General features: G+C 69.2%; 14 protein-coding genes and 1 pseudogene. 6 read left to right on the forward strand and 9 right to left on the reverse strand.

The window, feature by feature from the left end:
- Positions 1-349: 349 nt before the first annotated feature.
- The 4 genes from F1734_RS02560 to F1734_RS02575 all read right to left on the reverse strand — a co-directional run bounded on the left by F1734_RS02560 (position 350) and on the right by F1734_RS02575 (position 5,025).
- The gene (locus F1734_RS02560; protein ID WP_203011324.1) at positions 350-1,114 is read right to left on the reverse strand and encodes an SDR family oxidoreductase; all 765 of its coding nucleotides are present in this window, start codon (positions 1,112-1,114) and stop codon (positions 350-352) included.
- Positions 1,111-2,370, reverse strand: coding sequence for an acyl-CoA dehydrogenase family protein (locus F1734_RS02565; RefSeq protein WP_203011325.1), 1,260 nt, complete (start codon positions 2,368-2,370; stop codon positions 1,111-1,113). The genes F1734_RS02560 and F1734_RS02565 overlap by 4 nt, the downstream gene beginning before the upstream one ends.
- A gap of 115 nt (positions 2,371-2,485) precedes the next feature.
- Positions 2,486-3,397: an alpha/beta hydrolase gene (locus F1734_RS02570; RefSeq protein ID WP_203011326.1), complete on the reverse strand. Its 912-nt coding sequence runs from the start codon at positions 3,395-3,397 to the stop codon at positions 2,486-2,488.
- A 29-nt stretch (positions 3,398-3,426) separates the two neighbouring features.
- Positions 3,427-5,025: a flavin-containing monooxygenase gene (locus tag F1734_RS02575; RefSeq protein ID WP_234420148.1), complete on the reverse strand. Its 1,599-nt coding sequence runs from the start codon at positions 5,023-5,025 to the stop codon at positions 3,427-3,429.
- 41 nt (positions 5,026-5,066) lie between these two features.
- Between F1734_RS02575 and F1734_RS02580 the strand changes: the two are divergent.
- Positions 5,067-5,347: pseudogene (locus F1734_RS02580) on the forward strand (type II toxin-antitoxin system RelE family toxin).
- A 252-nt stretch (positions 5,348-5,599) separates the two neighbouring features.
- Here the strand turns inward: F1734_RS02580 and F1734_RS02585 are convergent.
- Complete coding sequence (locus tag F1734_RS02585) at positions 5,600-6,316, reverse strand: endonuclease/exonuclease/phosphatase family protein (protein WP_203011327.1); 717 nt, start codon at positions 6,314-6,316, stop codon at positions 5,600-5,602.
- A 119-nt stretch (positions 6,317-6,435) separates the two neighbouring features.
- Here F1734_RS02585 and F1734_RS02590 point away from each other — a divergent pair, with 119 nt between their 5' ends.
- Positions 6,436-7,137 carry a helix-turn-helix domain-containing protein gene (locus tag F1734_RS02590; protein WP_238424086.1) on the forward strand — a complete coding sequence of 234 codons (702 nt, stop codon included), beginning with the start codon at positions 6,436-6,438 and terminating at the stop codon, positions 7,135-7,137.
- Between the two features lie 379 nt (positions 7,138-7,516).
- Here the strand turns inward: F1734_RS02590 and F1734_RS02595 are convergent, their stop codons facing one another.
- Both F1734_RS02595 and F1734_RS02600 read right to left on the reverse strand, forming a co-directional pair.
- Positions 7,517-7,927, reverse strand: a complete 411-nt coding sequence (locus F1734_RS02595) for a hypothetical protein (RefSeq protein WP_238424087.1) — start codon at positions 7,925-7,927, stop codon at positions 7,517-7,519.
- A 50-nt stretch (positions 7,928-7,977) separates the two neighbouring features.
- Positions 7,978-8,700, reverse strand: coding sequence for a GAF and ANTAR domain-containing protein (locus F1734_RS02600; RefSeq protein ID WP_010595937.1), 723 nt, complete (start codon positions 8,698-8,700; stop codon positions 7,978-7,980).
- A 281-nt stretch (positions 8,701-8,981) separates the two neighbouring features.
- Between F1734_RS02600 and F1734_RS02605 the strand changes: the two genes are divergently transcribed.
- From F1734_RS02605 to F1734_RS02620, 4 genes are all read left to right on the forward strand, one after another.
- The gene (locus F1734_RS02605) at positions 8,982-9,431 is read left to right on the forward strand and encodes an ATP-binding protein (RefSeq protein WP_048773850.1); all 450 of its coding nucleotides are present in this window, start codon (positions 8,982-8,984) and stop codon (positions 9,429-9,431) included.
- Between the two features lie 733 nt (positions 9,432-10,164).
- Complete coding sequence (locus F1734_RS02610; protein ID WP_010595939.1) at positions 10,165-11,718, forward strand: succinic semialdehyde dehydrogenase; 1,554 nt, start codon at positions 10,165-10,167, stop codon at positions 11,716-11,718.
- Between the two features lie 57 nt (positions 11,719-11,775).
- Positions 11,776-13,107, forward strand: coding sequence for a GGDEF domain-containing protein (locus F1734_RS02615; protein WP_010595940.1), 1,332 nt, complete (start codon positions 11,776-11,778; stop codon positions 13,105-13,107).
- Between the two features lie 50 nt (positions 13,108-13,157).
- Positions 13,158-14,261: a CapA family protein gene (locus F1734_RS02620; RefSeq protein WP_017682118.1), complete on the forward strand. Its 1,104-nt coding sequence runs from the start codon at positions 13,158-13,160 to the stop codon at positions 14,259-14,261.
- 10 nt (positions 14,262-14,271) lie between these two features.
- Here the strand turns inward: F1734_RS02620 and F1734_RS02625 are convergent, their stop codons facing one another.
- Together F1734_RS02625 and F1734_RS02630 are read right to left on the reverse strand one after the other, a co-directional pair.
- Complete coding sequence (locus tag F1734_RS02625) at positions 14,272-14,598, reverse strand: DUF427 domain-containing protein (RefSeq protein ID WP_140188168.1); 327 nt, start codon at positions 14,596-14,598, stop codon at positions 14,272-14,274.
- Between the two features lie 130 nt (positions 14,599-14,728).
- Positions 14,729-16,204 (reverse strand): flavin-containing monooxygenase, encoded by a 1,476-nt coding sequence (locus tag F1734_RS02630; protein ID WP_203011329.1) that lies wholly within the window; start codon positions 16,202-16,204, stop codon positions 14,729-14,731.
- Between the last annotated feature and the right edge of the window lie 77 nt (positions 16,205-16,281).

Raw genomic sequence — 16,281 nt, forward strand, 5'->3', positions numbered from 1 at the left:
GTGGCACGTCGACGGTGATGACGTCGCCTGAGCGACCCAGCAGGTTACTGACTGTGCCTCTTGCCTTCTCCTGCGGGCTGTTCGGTCGAAGAGGTCCACCCCTGGCCGCCGGCGCCAATGGCTGCGGTCATGCGGTCGTAGGCGGCGAGGACAAGCCGTCGGGTGCGGTGCTCGCCGAAGTCTCGTTCCTCGGACTTGCGGACGACCGGGAACGAGTCGAGTACATGCTCGGCTTCGGTACGTGTTAGCCCGTACAGGTGGAGGAACGCGGCATCGAGGTCGGCACGCAGTAGTGCCCGTCGGTCCGGGTCCCACCGGATGACATCCGGCACACCGTCGAGGCCGCGGTCTATCCTGCAAAGTTCCTTGCATCTCCGAGGAGTTGACCACCGTCGACGACCAGTGTCTCGCCCGTGATCCAGCGGGTACCGTCGGAGGCGAGGAACAGGATCGCCGATGCGACGTCGTCCGGCTCACCGATCCTTCCGAGTGGGGTGGCCGCGGCCACCGATTGTTCCTGTTCCGCCCATAGCGCTTCGGCGAGCTTGGTGCGCACCACTCCTGGCGCCACGGCGTTGACGCGGATCGCCGGTGCGAGTTCCATTGCGAGCTGCTTGGTGAGATGGATCAATGCTGCCTTCGAGGCGTTGTACACGCCGATTCCCCTCTCGGCGACCATGCCTCCGATCGAGGCGGTGTTCACGATCGCGCCACCGTTGTCCGCCATCCATGCTTTCGCGGCGAGACCGCTCCACAGCAACGGTGCCCAGAGATTGACGTCGAACGTCTTCGAGAATCGCCCATGATCCTGTTCTGTCATCCGGCCGTAGGCGGGATTCGTGCCGGCATTGGTCACCAGGATGTCGAGACCGCCGAATCGCTCGATGACGTCGTCGATGCACCGCCGGGCACCGTCTTCGTCGACGGCGTGCACGCCTACCCCGATCGCCGTCCCCCCGACCTCTGCAGCAGCGGCGTCAGCGGACTGAGCGGAGCGGGATGTGAGTACGACGTCGGCGCCGGCGGCAGCGAACACCTGCGCTGTGGCCAATCCGATGCCACGGGAGGCACCGACGACGAGCGCGGTGCGTCCTTTCAACTCGTATGGGCTCATCGGACGACCGCGACCTTCGCAGTGTCGGGCCTTACCGCTTCCCGGCTGGCGGACCTGTACTTCTTCAGTTCTCCCTTGGCAATGGCACGCAGGTGGACCTCGTCGGGCCCGTCGGCGATCCGGAGTGTGCGCAGGTGGGCGTACGCCATGGCCAGCGGAAAATCGTCGGTGACACCGGCGCCGCCGTGCACCTGGATGGCACGGTCGACGATTTTCAGGGCGATGCGGGGCGCGGCCACTTTGATCGCGGCGATCTCGGTTCGGGCCTGTTTGTTGCCGACGGTGTCCATCATGTGAGCCGCCTTCAAGGTGAGCAGACGGACCATTTCGATGTCGATGCGAGCCTCGGCGATCCAGTCCTGAATGTTGGCACGTTCGCCGAGTGGTTCTCCGAAGGTCGTGCGCGTGAGCGCCCGGGTACACATCAACTCCAGTGCTCGTTCGGCCATTCCGATTGCACGCATGCAATGGTGAATTCGTCCGGGGCCCAGTCGCGCTTGGCTGATCGCAAAGCCCTCTCCTTCCCCGGCGAGGAGGTCTTCCTTCGGTACGCGGACGTTGTCGAAGAGCACCTCGGCGTGGCCCTCGCGGTCGACATAACCGAAGACCGGGAGGTTACGCACCACGGTGACACCCTCGGCGTCGATCGGCACCACCATCATCGACTGTTGCCGGTGCGGTGGCGCGGACGGATCGGTCTTTCCCATCACGATCAGCACGCGGCAGTTCTGGTGCATGGCGTTGGAGGCGAACCACTTGCGGCCGTTCAGCACATAGGCGTCACCGTCGCGTTCCATCCGGAGTTCGATGTTGGTCGCGTCCGAGCTGGCAACTGCGGGTTCGGTCATGGCAAAGGCGGAGCGGATTTCCCCGGCCAGCAACGGTTCGAGGTATGTCCGCTTGTGCTCGTCGGTGCCGAAGAGTGTGAGCACCTCCATGTTTCCCGTGTCCGGTGCACTGCAGTTGCAGGCCTCCGATGCGATGTGGCTGCGACCCATGATTTCGGCGAGGGGTGCATACTCCAGGTTGGTCAATCCTGGTCCCCATTCCGGATGCGGATGGAACAGGTTCCACAGTCCGCGCCGCCGTGCCTCGTCTTTGAGTTCTTCGAGGATCGGGGGTTGGAAGTGAGGATCTCCGGACTCACACATCTGCCGGTCGTAGACGGACTCGGCGGGGTAGATGTGCGAGTCCATGAAGTCGAGCAGTTCGGCTCGGTAGTGCTGAGTGCGTTCGGAGAGTTCGAAGACGCTCACCGGGGCTCCTGTCTGGCTGCGGCGACCACGGAGGCCGCACCTGCGGCCGGCAGGGTCCGAATCGATATCGGACCCCCGCCGGCCACAGGTAGGTGTGTGAGATGTCGCTGATGAATCAGAGGTCGAGGTGTCGACGGACGAAGGCGCCTGCCGTCGCGATGGACGCGTCGGCTTCCGGAGACCGTCCAGCCATGAACTGGAAGACGTGCTGCATTTCCGGTGTGATCTCCAGAGTCACCTCCACCCCTGCGCCGCGTGCCAGATCGGTGAAGCGTTCCGCGTTGTCCCGAAGCGTTTCGTAGCCGCCGGCGGTCAGGTACATCGGCGGCAGACCGGCGGGATCGGCGTAGAGGGGGTTGGTCAACGGATCGGTGGGTGACCCGTTCTCGCCGAGGAACATCTGGGCCATCATCTCCACGACGGCCCGGTCGATGAGAGCGTCGGTGCCGACATTGGTTTCGAGGGTGGTGCCCCTGTGTTCCAGGTCGTACCAGGGCGAGAACGCGACAATCGCGGCCGGAAGGCGTTCACCGGCATCGCGCAGAGCCAGGACAAGGGTGGTGGCGAGATTGCCGCCGGCCGAGTCCCCTGCTGTGGCGATGCGTGTCGGCTCGATCCCTTGGGCAAGCAGCCACCGGTAGACCTTCTGTGCCTCGTCGAGTTGGGTGGGGTACGGGTATTCGGGTGCGCGGCGGTAATCGACGTTCAGCACTTTCACACCGGCCGCCTTGGCCAGGTGGCCGGCGAGTTTGCGGTGACTGTGCATCGACATCACCGAACATCCGCCCCCGTGGGTATAGATGATGGCGGCGTTGTCGGGTGCGCCCGCAGGAACGATCCACATCGCGCTGACGCCATCTGCGTCGACCTCGCGGTAGGTGACGTCCTCGGGTTCGGTCGCCAGAAGATGCGCTTCCTCGTAGATGTCGCGCATGGTGGCAAGGTCCATGTCGGGGTTGTCGGCGGCCCGCTTGGCCCAGCTTCCGTAGAGATCGCGCAGAGCGTCGGTGCGCACGTCGTTCGTCATCGTCGGTACTCCTGATTACTAGAGATGGGTTAGTGGGCGTAGGCGGGCTCGGTGGTGGTGATCTCGAAGCCGGAGTAGTTGTCTGCGGCGACCTGCTCGCAGATGTCCATGTACTTGTCGGCGCCGCCGAAGAAGACGTTGATGACGGCGGCCTTGCCGTCGACGTTGGTGCCGGTGAACCAGGAGTGCACGTCCTTACCGGCGGTGAGCAGGGTTTGTTCGGCGATGGCGGTGATCTGTTCGGTCCAGGCCTGCTCGGCTGCCTCGGTGGCTTCCATGCGGGTCGCGCCTTCGCGGCGGAGGTGGGCGATGGCCTCGGCGATCCAGTCGGCAGTGTTCTGCGCACACGGGGGGATGTTGGTGAACGGGCTCTGCGGTCCGGTGATCATGAACATGTTCGGGAAGCCGTGCGTACCGATACCCAGGTGAGTGCTCGGGCCGGGGGCCCACTTGTCGGCGAGAACGCGTCCGTCGCGGCCGACGATGTTCATTCGGGTCAGTGCTCCGGTGGAGGCGTCGAAGCCGGTGGCGAAGAACAGCACGTCGACCTCGTGTTCGGTGCCGTCGGCCAACCGGACTCCGCGGGGGGTGATCTCGGCGATCGCGTTGGTGGCCACGTCGACCAGGGCTACGTTGTCTCGGTTGAACGTCTCGTAGTAGCCCGTGCCCGACGGCGGACGCTTGGCGCCGAAGGGGTAGCGCGGGCACAGCAACTCGGCCATGGCCGGGTCCTCGACCGCGGCACGGATCTTGGTGCGCACGAACTCGGCTGCCGACTCGTTCGCGACGGGATCGAACAGCAGATCGTCGAAGGTGAACAGGAACGGGAATCCGCCGTTTGCCCAGCCCTGCTCGTAGATCCGGGTGCGCTCGGCCTCGTCCGTCGAGCCCGCGAGCAGGTTGGCCATGTCGAACGGGAACGAGAACCAGTGCCGGCGCACCTTGGCCCATACCTCGTCGTAACGCGCCTTGACCTCGTCCATCTCCTGCTGTGAGACGGGCCGGTTGCGGGCGGGGATCACATAGTTCGGGGTCCGCTGGAACACGGTCAGGTGCTCGGCCTGTTCGGCCAGCAGCGGGATGGCCTGCACTCCGGTCGAGCCGGTGCCGATGATCCCGACTCGCTTGCCGGCCAGGTCCACGCCCTCCTCGGGCCAGTACGCGGTGTGGTACCACTGCCCCTCGAAGGACTCGACGCCGGGAAAGTTCGGCAGGTTCGGGGCCGAGAGGATTCCCACGGCGGTGATCAGGTACGTCGCCGAGGTCCGCTCACCGGCCTCGGTGCGCACCTGCCACCGCCCGGAGTCCTCGTCGAACACCGCCGCCTCGACGCGAGTCCCGAACCGGTAACTGCGCCGCAGATCCAATTTGTCGGCCACGTACCCGAAGTAGGCCCGCATCTCCGGCTGGGTGGGATACCGCTCCGTCCAGTTCCACTGCTGCAGCATCTCCGGGTCGAACGAGTAGCAGTAGTAGTACCCCTCGCAGTCGGTCCGCGCGCCCGGGTAGCCGTTCCAGCACCACGTTCCCCCTACGTCCGGAGCGGACTCGTAGCCCTGCACCGTCAGTCCCATCTCCCGCAGCCGGTGCACCATGTACAGCCCACCGAACCCGGCCCCGACCACCACGGCATCTACTTCCCGACCCGGGATCGGCGGGTTCGGGCGCGATGTCCATAGCCCCATGGTGCCGCTGTACGGGCTCTTCCGGATCTGGAGCGCTGTCCCGGCTACCCGGACGGATCGTGCGTGTGGTCGTCGAGTTCCTCTCCGGCCCGCGGGCAGAGAATCCTCACCGGATGAGCAAGCCGCTGCGTTACGAGCTGGAGGGCCTGCGCAGCGCCCGCCGCGGCGACTACCGCATCCTGCTCCGTGTCGACGACGAGCACCGTGTCCTCCTGATCGTCGGCGTCGACCCCGCGCCCACATCTACCGACCCGGAGACCGCTGAGCGGGTCCTGCGGCTGGGCTACGCACGGCTGCAGCGGTCCGTGCAGATCACCCCGGACGTAGCCGTAGCGGTTGCCCGTGTTCGCCGGCGGCGAGGACATGACGCGGGGTTCGCCGAATCGTCGATCGTCCGAGGCTGCAATTCGGCACGAGGATTCCTCTCCGCGCCGGCTGACGTTCACGGATTGCGGCGATCGGTCACGCGTACGGCGGCGCAAGGAACCGGGAAGCACGGTATCCGCGTCGGGCGGCTCTATATGGTGGCGCGCAGGGTGCAGACCACCCCGGCGTGATCACTCAGCTTTCCGGCCTCGTCACTGCCGGCCCAGGTCCGCAGACCGGTGCAGGGCAGGTCGGAGGCAATGTGATCGATCAACGGTCCGTGCTCGACCTCGCCGCCGGTGTGCAAGGTCCATCGGTCCATTACTTCGAGCAGCCGCTCGAACACCCGGATGGGTTGGCGTCGCCGCGGGATCCGCTGGTTGAAGTCGCCGGCGACGATCGTGGGGATCCGCGGGTCGAACTGGGCCGCCAGCTTCTCGATCTGGCCGCAGCATTCGAGGTGCTCGGACCAGTTCGTCGCATCCCGACGCCCGGTGGTCACATGCGCGCTCGCCCACGGGATGCACACCGCCAGCACCCGGATCGGGCCGAGTGGGGAGTCGGCGCTCGCGGTCAACACGCGACCGGCCCCGGCACCGGTGGGCAAGGAAGTGAGGTCGGTGAGCGGCCACCGGGACCACAGCAGCGTCTTGCGGCGCAGCGGATGCGCGGTGGTGTCGTAGCCCCAGTCGGTACCGGCGTCGGCGACATGACCGCCGTCGGGGAGCAGGTCGCATTGGCCTTCGGTGACGATCAGCAGGTCCGCATCCGCCTCGCGCAGCACGTGCCGGATGCGCTGCCCGCGGGGGCTGGAGGCGTTGGCCCACATGGTGTTCCAGATTGCGACGGTCAGTTCGGTGTTCTCCACACCGGCACTGTACGAACAGGCGGCGACACGACCGACAACCCACACGGGTGACGTGTCCCCACCTTCGGAGTCCGAATAGCGTTCGGTCTCGCAGTTACCTTCCGAAGATCGACGGCACTATGGATCAGGGTGACTCGGTAGAGATCGAGCCGGGCAAGCCCGGGGTGCGGGGGGGGGTGCGCGATGGTGGCAGTCGGTGCTGTGATGAGGAGGTGATCGATTCGTCTTTCGGGCAGAGCCTGCCCTCCGCTGTCGGTACCGGCACGCGGGAGGGAGAGGGGTGGGAGCAGGCGCTCGCGTCCCGGGTGGTGGTCGAGCGAGCTACGGGTGTGTTGATGGAACGTCATCGCCTGACCGCCGAGCATGCCGGTGGTGTGTTGGTGTCGGCGTCGCGGGAGGCGGGGATGCCGCTGCTGGAGTTGGCGCAGTCGGTGCTCGGTTCGGGCCGGACCGACGAGCCGCCGGTGATCCGGAAAACGTTGGCACGTCCTGGCGAACCTGCCGCGTTGCAGCGCGCGATCGCCTTCATCGATGCTCACGCCGAGTCCCGGATCCGGCTGGCGGACATCGTCGCGGCTGCCGGGATCGGTGCGCGGGCGCTTCAGTACGATTTTCTGCGCCACCATCAGATCACGCCGCTCGGCTACCTGCGCCGGGTGCGGCTGGAACGAGCCCACCGCGATCTGCTGGCTGCGGATCCGGCCGGCGGTGACACCGTGTCCGCGATCGCGGCCCGTTGGGGCTTCGCCAAGACGGGACGTTTCGCCGAGCAATACCGTGCCGCCTACGGCCGGCTCCCCAGCCAGACCCTGTCCGCGTGACCGACCCCGCTTCGGCGCCGGGGCGGAGCAGCCCCGGATCGGATCGTTCGGTTGCTGGAACGGACCCCGGTATTCGTCGTCGCCGCCGTCGAAAACGAAAACACTGACCCCCGGAACGAACAGATGTGGTGGGTGTGTTCCGCCTGGGTGCACCGCAGGTGCGCTCCGGGCGCCGAGTGTGCCGGTGGGCTCCGAGGGCGGTCCGCCGCCTTCCTGCTCCCTGCGGTAGCCGCGCCCGGTCACAACCGCCGACGGGGCGGGTCGCGCCCTGGCGCAGGGGGCTGGGGACGCCCATGCCCGCCTCCGTCGGCGGTCGGGTCGTTCTCGACCGAACCCGGGTCGCCTCGCCGGAACTGCGAAGTTCGCCGTCCGTTTCCCCCTATCCGGAGGATCCGTCTCGATCGCTCCCGGCGCCGTCGTTGCGGTCGCCGTCGTCGTGATCGGTGGCGTGGCCGGGGTCGGTTCGTGGGGTGGGGCGGTGCCCGTCCGGGTGGGTGCCGTCCGGGCCGGCCGCCGACGGCGCACAGCCGTCGGTGGCGGCCGACGGTGGCAGGTCGGTGGAATACGGAGCGCGCGGTGGGGCGAGTTCGTCGAGCCGTTCGTTGATCGCGTGGGCGAGGAGGTCGTGCTGCAACGGCGGCAGTGGCAGCAATCCGCTGAGATACGCCTCGATCTCCACCTTGCCGGCCTCACCACCGAGACCGAAATACCGCAACCACAACTGCTCGACACTCAACCCACTGGCCCGCAGCGCCGCCAGGAACCGGTGGCGATCGCTGCCGTCGGGCATACTCCGCATCGGGCGGGGGCGGTGCTCGGGATAGTGTTCCATCGCGCGACTCACGACTGCTCGAAGACAGTAGCGAGGATCGCCGCGGCCACCTCCCGCATCGGGGTGTGCTCACGCTCGGCGGACGCGAGCATCCATCGCAGCGCCTCGTCCGCGCCGAGGTGCTCGCGCAGCATCACGATCCCTTTGGCGGTGGCGATCAGGTCCCGGGTGCGTAGCGCCTCCTTGAGCTGATCGCCGAGTCGCTCGGAGCCGGCGAGGGTGGACGCGTTTGCCAACAGCAGAGCGACCTGGGCGGCGAACCGCCGCAGTAGATCCTCGCTGGCGCCGGTGTAGGCATGCGGACGCGCCGAATACACCTTGATCGCACCGAGCGTGCGGTCGGCCGAGACCAACGGGGCGCTGAGCACGGCACCCATTCCGGCTCGCGCGGCCAGTGCCGACCACCGCGGCCATCGCGATTCGGTCGCCAGATCGTCGACCCGCACCATGACCCGGTCCCGCAGCGCAGTCAGGCACGGTCCTTCCCCGAGTTCGTACTGCAGCGCATCGAGCCGCTCGACCACCGGATCGGTCGCCGCCGTCGTGGTCTCGGCGCCGTCTCCGGCGAGCAGCGTGATGCCGGCCCCGACCGAACCGGGCAGGGTGTCCTTGGTCAGCGAGGTGGTCAACTCCACCACACTCGAGAGGGTCTGTTCCGACAGCGCCAGCCCCGACATTCCCGCATAGACCGCGGCCAGGGCGTCCGACTCCGGCTTTCGTGGAGGCGTCATCGCGTGCCTCCTTCGGCCGGTTCCCGCGGCCGCCGCTGCGACCCGCTCACCTCGAACCTACCCGTCTCGGTGCGTCGATGCGATGCTTGCCCGCCTCGGTCACCGCCGGCTCGGATCCGGTGCCGACGCGCGCCTGTCCGCCTGCGCGCGGACATCCACTCCCAGGGTGTGCCGAAAAACGAATATGCTTACCCGAAAGCGAAGTCGTGCGGTGGTCGACCTGTTCGCCGACGGTTTCACTCAGCCGGGGATCTACTGTGCCAGAGACCGCGAGGACCGCTATGCACCGGCATCCGCTCGATCCGTCGATCACTTCCACCGTCTGCTGGTATCGGCAAGCTCCGGCCACCGCCGCAGAGATCACCTCGCTGCGCCGCGCCCTGGCCGGCTGGCTCGCCCGCATCGGTGTCGACGACCGATGCCGCCAGGACGTCGTCGCCGCGGTGTACGAGGCGTTGGCCAATGTCGTCGAACACGCCTACCCCGGCCGGGACGCCGGTCTCCCCGGTGGGGTGGTGGAGGTGGATGCGACCTTCGTCGCCCACGAGCGGGACCTGGAGATCACCGTCGCCGACCACGGCCGGTGGCGAGCCGGGATGCGCGCGTCGCACACCGGGTCTCGGGGCCGGGGGCTGGAGCTGATCGCGGCGCTCACCACCCACACCCGGGTGAGTACCGCCGGAACCGGCACGACGGTCACCATGTCCTGGCAGGCGGACCTGCCGGCCTGACTGCGGCGCAGGCTCGGTACGGACTGCCTCCGAGCGACGGGTCGTCGAAAATACCGCCCAACCGGTTGTTCCCGCGCGTATGGTCCCCTTGTGGGGGAGACATTGTGGCCGGTCGACACGGATTCCGTGTCCGTGCCCGGGTATCGGTGCCCGGCGTGTGGGGCCGACGCTGTCGCCGTGGCAGAGGTGATGTCGTTCGCGGACGGCTCCCGCCGCGACATCGGCGTCGTGGGGTTCTGCGCCCGCGGGTGCGGGTGGGGAGGGCGACTCGGATAACGACATCCCCGCGACGCACGAGCCGGGCACGGGAAGGGCGGTCTGCAGGTCCGGGGGACGACAGGATCGAAACCTCCGCTCAGGCCGCGAGTCGTGTCGGGCGAATCCCTCACAGTGCTGTCATGCGCTCGGTATGATCTCTCACAGCCACCGTCACCCCCCTGCACGGTGGCCCAGACCCCGCCGGAGTTGCCCCAAGCTCTCTCCGGCGGGGTTTGTCGTCCCACGAACTCCGTCCTCTTCACGGCTCTGCTGCCGCATCCGACACGCCGGCCGGTCCGGGGGCCGCGCGTGCACGACTCGACCCCCGCCTCCGCGACGTCGCCGACGGTTCGATACCTCGGTGCGCCGACCGCGCGGCACAGGTGTGCAGAGGACCAGCCCGCCCTGTGACAAGGGCCACGCTGCACGGTAGGTTGGTGTAACCGCCAGAACTACTCACCAGTAGGGGTTCGACATGCCAGCTCCCAGCGCTGCCACCTTCGCCCGGTTGGCCGAGCTCATCGCCATCCCGGACGCGGCGAGCCGTCCCACCCGCTCGGTCGTGGAAGCTTTCACCGGTCGTGAACTCGCGACGGTCCCGGTCGGCACCGCCGACGACGCCAGAGCCGCCCTCGAGCGTGCCCGCGTCGCGCAGGCCGACTGGGCGCGCCGCTCCGTCGAGCAACGCGCCGAGATCTTCCACCGCTACCACGACCTCGTGCTGGCGCACCGCGAAGAGCTGATGGACATGGCCCAGGCCGAGACCGGCAAGGCTCGCGCCTCGGCGCAGGAAGAGGTCCTCGACATCGCCCTGACCGCGCGCTACTACGCGCGGACCGCTCCCAAGCTGCTGCGTCCGCGCCGCGCCACGGGCATGCTGCCCGGCCTGACGAGGACCACCGTGCACTACCACCCGAAGGGGGTCGTGGGGGTCATCGCGCCGTGGAACTACCCGATGACCCTCGCGGTCTCCGACGCGATCGCCGCACTGCTCGCCGGCAACGCCGTCGTCCTCAAGCCCGACAGCCAGACCCCCTACTGCGCGCTGGCCGTCGTCGAACTGCTCTACCGGGCCGGCCTGCCGCGCGACCTGTTCGCCGTCGTGCCCGGACCCGGCTCCGTCGTGGGCACCGCCCTCGTCGAGAACGCCGACTACCTGATGTTCACCGGCTCCTCGCAGACCGGCAGCCTCCTCGCCGAGCAGGCGGGCCGTCGCCTGATCGGGTTCTCCGCCGAGCTCGGTGGCAAGAACCCGATGATCGTCACCGCCGGGGCGAATCTGCGTGAGGTCACCGACGCCGCCGTGCGGGCGTGCTTCTCCAACTCCGGGCAGCTGTGCATCTCCATCGAACGGATCTACGTCGAGAAGTCCGTCGCCCCCGAATTCATCCGCATGCTCGGCGAGCGGGTGCGGAACATGACGCTCGGCCCGGGCTACGAGTACGGCGTCGAAATGGGCAGCATGGTCAACGAGACCCAGGTCAAGGCCGTCTCCGGACATGTCGACGACGCGGTCGCCAAGGGCGCCACCGTCGTGGCCGGCGGCAAGGCCCGGCCCGACCTCGGCCCGCTGTTCTACGAGCCGACGGTGCTCACCGACGTTCCCGAGGACGCCGAGTGCTACCGGGAGGAGACGTTCGGTCCGCTCGTGTCGGTGTACCCGGTGGACAACGTCGAGGAGGCGATCCGCCGCGCCAACGACACCGAGTACGGACTCAACGCCAGCGTGTGGGCGGGCACCAAGGCGCAGGGCGAGGCGATCGCGGCGCGGGTGCGGGCCGGCACCGTCAACGTCGACGAGGGCTACGCGCCCGCATGGGGCAGCACCGACGCACCGATGGGCGGCATGGGCATCTCGGGCATGGGCCGGCGCCACGGCGCGGAGGGCCTGATCAAGTACACCGAGCCGCAGACGATCGCGACGACCCGGGTGATGAATCTCGGTGGACCCCGCGGGGTTCCGCCGAAGCTGTGGTCGAAGGTGATGCCGCCGTTCGTCAAGGCGATGCAGTGGCTGCCGGGTCGGTGACCCGCGGCATTTCGCCGAGCCGGACACGAACGGTGCGACGAACGGGATAATCCTGGTGTGGGCGATCGCCAGGTGCTGCACGGTGCGACGGCGAATCTCCGCGTCCAGCGGCGCCGTCTGCTCGCGTGGTACCTGGCGATCAGCACCGGGCTCGTCGCAGTAGGAATCGTTGCGGCCCTGCTCGATCCAGCGGTCGCGCGATCCGGCAGCTTCGCCGGCATGGCCTCGGCGCTGGCGTTGGGCATCGCCGGGCTGGTGATCCTGCGGTGGACGCCACGGCGTCTGGGGCGCACCCCCATCGTCGCCGCCACCGCGTGCGCGGTCGCCGCGATGCCGGCGGTGATCGCGTTCCACGTCGACCCCTCCCGCATCCTCATCAGCGTCATGGGCTCGATGTTCCTGTCGATGTATCTCGCGGCGTTCTGGCCGCCGCGGCAGGCCGTCCTGTGGATCGGGACGCTCACCGCCGCCACCCTCGGCGCCGCGGCCCTGGCCCCGACGCGCCTGCTGTGGGTCGGTTACGTGGTCGTCGCCGCGGCGCTGCTCGGCTCCGGTGCGATCTTCGGGGCCGTCGGGCGCCTGCTGGTGAACGCGGCGACCCGAGATCCGCTCACCGGGCTGCGCAACCGCGCCGGCCTCGACCTCGAACTGCGATCGCGGCCGCGCGACCGCGGCGCCTGGGTCTGCCTCGGTCTGCTCGACGTCGACGGGTTCAAGGCGTTCAACGACGAGCACGGGCATCCCGCGGGAGACGCCCTGCTCCGCGACGCCGCCGAGGCGTGGGCGCAGCAGGTGCCGCGCGGCGGGATCCTGGCCCGCCTCGGCGGCGACGAATTCCTCGTCGTCCTCCCGGACACGGACGAGGAGGAAGGGCGCGCGGTGCTCGAGGGCCTGGCCCGCGCGAATCCCGTGCCGGTCAGCTTCGGGGTCGCAGCCGGCGTCGTCAGCGACCCCATGGACCTGTACCACGACGCCGACATGGACCTGTATCGGGCGAAGGCCGCGGCCTGGGCTCAACTGCCGGACCGGCTGGCCCCGTTGCCCCTGCCGGATGTCCTCGATCTGCTGCCCGTCCCCATCCTCGCCGTGCGCGACGGCGGGACCGTCGCCTACGTCAATCCGTGCTTCGCCACGCTGTTCGGCGTCGACGCCCGGAACGTGGAGAACCGGCCGCTGCACGAGGTCCTCACCGGCGGCACCTGGCCCGACAGGTCTGTCACCGTCCGCTCGCTGCACGACCGGACCGGGCAGCTGTGCGAGTTCGGCCGGCCGGACGGGACCGTGGTGCAGGCGACGGTCGGCGCCGCCCGGATCCGGTGGGAGAACACCCTGGCGACGCTGGTGGTGCTCGGCGACGTCACCGAACAGCCCAGTTACGTGTCCCGGTGACCGCCGCTCGGTGACCGCGCGGATCCGGTTCGGCGACTACCCTTTCAGGTGTGCCGCGCACGGTGACGCTGTTCCTCGCCGGGGACGTGATGACCGGCCGGGGCGTGGACCAGATCCTCCCGCATCCCGGAGGGCCGAGGTTGCGGGAGTCCTACGCGCAGGACGCCCGGGACTACGTCGAGCTCGCCGAGACCCGCAGCGGGGTGATCCCGCGGCCGGCGGGCTTCGACTGGCCGTGGGGCGTCGCGCTGCCGGTGCTCGACGAATGCGCCCCGGACGTGCGGGTCGTCAACCTGGAGACGTCCGTGACCACGTCGCGGGACTACGCCCCGGACAAGGGCATCCACTACCGGATGAACCCGGCGAACGTCGGGGTGATCACCGTCGCGCGGGTCGACGTGTGCACGCTCGCCAACAATCACGTGCTCGACTTCGGTGTCCGTGGTCTGCGCGAGACCGTCGAGGTCCTCACGGCGGCGGGACTGCGGCTCGCCGGTGCGGGCGACGACGACCGGGCGGCGTGGCGGCCGGCGACGGTCGCCGCCGGATCGCCCCGGGTGCGGGTGTGGTCGGTCGGTGCGGTGTCGAGCGGGATCACCCCGTCGTGGGCCGCCACGCCGACGCGGCCGGGAGTGGCCCTGCTGCCGGTGTCGGAGGCGGGCGCCGACGAGCTGCTCGCCCGGATCGACGCCGACCGCGGGGCCGGCGACGTGGTGGTGGTGTCGGTGCACTGGGGTTCCAACTGGGGCTACGCCGTGCCGGACGCGCACGTGCGGTTCGCGCACCGGCTGATCGACGGCGGCGTCGGCGTGGTGCACGGGCACTCGTCCCATCACCCGCGCCCGCTGGAGATCTACCGCGGCAAGCCCGTGCTGTACGGGTGCGGCGACCTGATCAACGACTACGAGGGCATCGGCGGTTACGAGCGCTTCCACGACGAGCTGCGGCTGCTGTACCTCGTCACCCTCGACGCGGACACGGGGGAGCTGCAGGAGGTGCGGATGCTGCCGGTGCAGGCGCGGCGGATGCGGCTCGAGCACGTCACGCAGTCGCAGCAGCGGTGGTTGCGCGCGACACTCGCGGAGGCGTCGGCCGGCTTCGGCACCCGCCTGCAGGCCGGGGACGACGATCCGTGGATCCGGATCGCCCGCTGAGGCCGCGTGGTCAGCCGCCGGGACGCGGCACGGGCACACCGTCGACGACCAGGTCCACCTTCTCGTCGTAGAACGCGACGTGGCCGGCGATCGGTGCGACGGCGGGAAGGGGATTCGGGTACGACCACGCGAGGTTCTCGGCCCCCGGTGGTCCGGTGAAACTCCAGTACCGGGCCGTGCCCTTGTAGGGGCACTCGGTGTGCAGGTCCGTCTCTTCGAGCACCGAGAAGTCGACGTCCGCGGACGGGAGGTAGTACCGCACGGGCAGCCGGGTTTCGAACAGCAGCACGGGCTTGCGGGTCTCGGCGACGACCGCGCCGGCGATCGACACCTGCACGTGCCGGCTGCTGGGCAGCGCCTCGACGCGGTGGTACGGGTTGCGGAGACGAACGAAGATTTCCGGGTCCTCCTCGTGTCGGGTGCCTCGACCCGACGGTACCCCGACAGTCCCTGCGCCGGGGCCCGGATCACCCGGCGGACACGCGCTCGTCGTCGCGCGTGACGGCGTAGACGTCCGGGTCGAACGCCGACACCCGGCGCCGGAGCGCGGCCGACGACCACGGCCAGTTGAAGCTGTTGCGGCCGTTGACGTCGAAGAAGTAGCTGCGGCATCCGCCGGAGTTGTAGACGGTGCCCGGAAGGGCGGCCTGAACCTCGTCGTCGAAGGCGTCCTGGGCCTCCCGGCGCACCTCGAGGGTGCGCCAGCCGCGGCGCAGGGCCGTGTCGATGGCCGTCACGACGTGGTCGAGCTGGGCTTCGAGGATGAGGAAGGCCGAGGTGTGGCCGGTGCCCAGGCTCGGTCCGAGCAGGACGAACGCGTTGGGGAAGCCCGCGACGGACGAGCCGAGGTACGCCCGGGGGCTGCCCTGCCAGTGCTCGTCGAGACTGCGGCCCCGCCCGTCGAACACCCGGCGCGCGATGGGCATGTCGAGGATGTGGAAGCCGGTGCCGAAGACGATCGCGTCGACCTCGGCTTCGCTGCCGTCCCCGGCGATCACGGTGGAGCCGCGGACCTCCTGCACCGCCGCGGGGTGGACCTCGACGTCGGGCCGCGTCAGGGCGGGGTAGTAGGTGTTCGACATGAGCAGCCGCTTGCAGCCGAGGGTGTAGTCGGGGGTCAGGGCCCGGCGCAGCCGCGGGTCGCGCACCTGCGCGCGGAGCTGCGCCCGGCCGATCCACTGCAGCCGACGCATGAGCCACGGGTGCCGGAAGCCGAGGCCGAGGGCCTCCATCAGGCCGTATTCGATCGCCTCGACCAGCCGTCGCGCACCCGGGAGACGGGTGAGCAGCCGGCGCTCGGCCGCGGACAGGTGCCGGTCGGGTTTGGGCAGCACCCACTGCGCCGTCCGCTGGTACAGGTGCAGGCGTGCGACGTCGGGAGCGATCTCGGGGACGAACTGGACCGCCGAGGCGCCGGTGCCGACGACGGCGACCCGTTTGCCGCGCAGGTCGTAGTCGTGGTTCCAGCGCGCGGAGTGGAACACCTCGCCGGGGAAGCGGTCGAGACCGGGGATCTCGGGCACGAGCGGTTCGTTCCACGGCCCCGCGGCGGCGACGAGGAAACGCGCCCGGACGGTGCCGGCGGTGGTGGCGAGCGTCCAGCGGGCGTCGACGTCGTCCCAGTCCGCCCTCAGCACCTCGACTCCGAACCGGACGTGGGACGTCACGCCCTGTGCGGCGGCGGTGTGCTCGATGTAGTCGCGGATCTCCGGCTGCCCGGCGAACAGGCGGCTCCAGTCGCGGTTCCGCGCGAACGAGTACGAGTACAGCAGCGACGGCACGTCGCACGCGCAGCCCGGGTAGGTGTTGGCGCGCCACGTCCCGCCGAGGCTGTCGGCCTTCTCGAGGACGACGACGTCGGTGATGCCGCGCCGTCGCAGGGCGATCGCCGCGCCGATGCCGGAGATCCCGGCACCGATCACCACCACCCGGTGTTCGTCCATCGTGTCGCCTCTCGTCTGCGTCCATTCCGAATACCGTCGGTATTCGGATAACCACAGTATCCGAATTCGGGTCGCTC

Origin of the sequence: Rhodococcus ruber (assembly GCF_016804345.1) — a bacterium.
GTDB lineage: Bacteria > Actinomycetota > Actinomycetes > Mycobacteriales > Mycobacteriaceae > Rhodococcus > Rhodococcus ruber.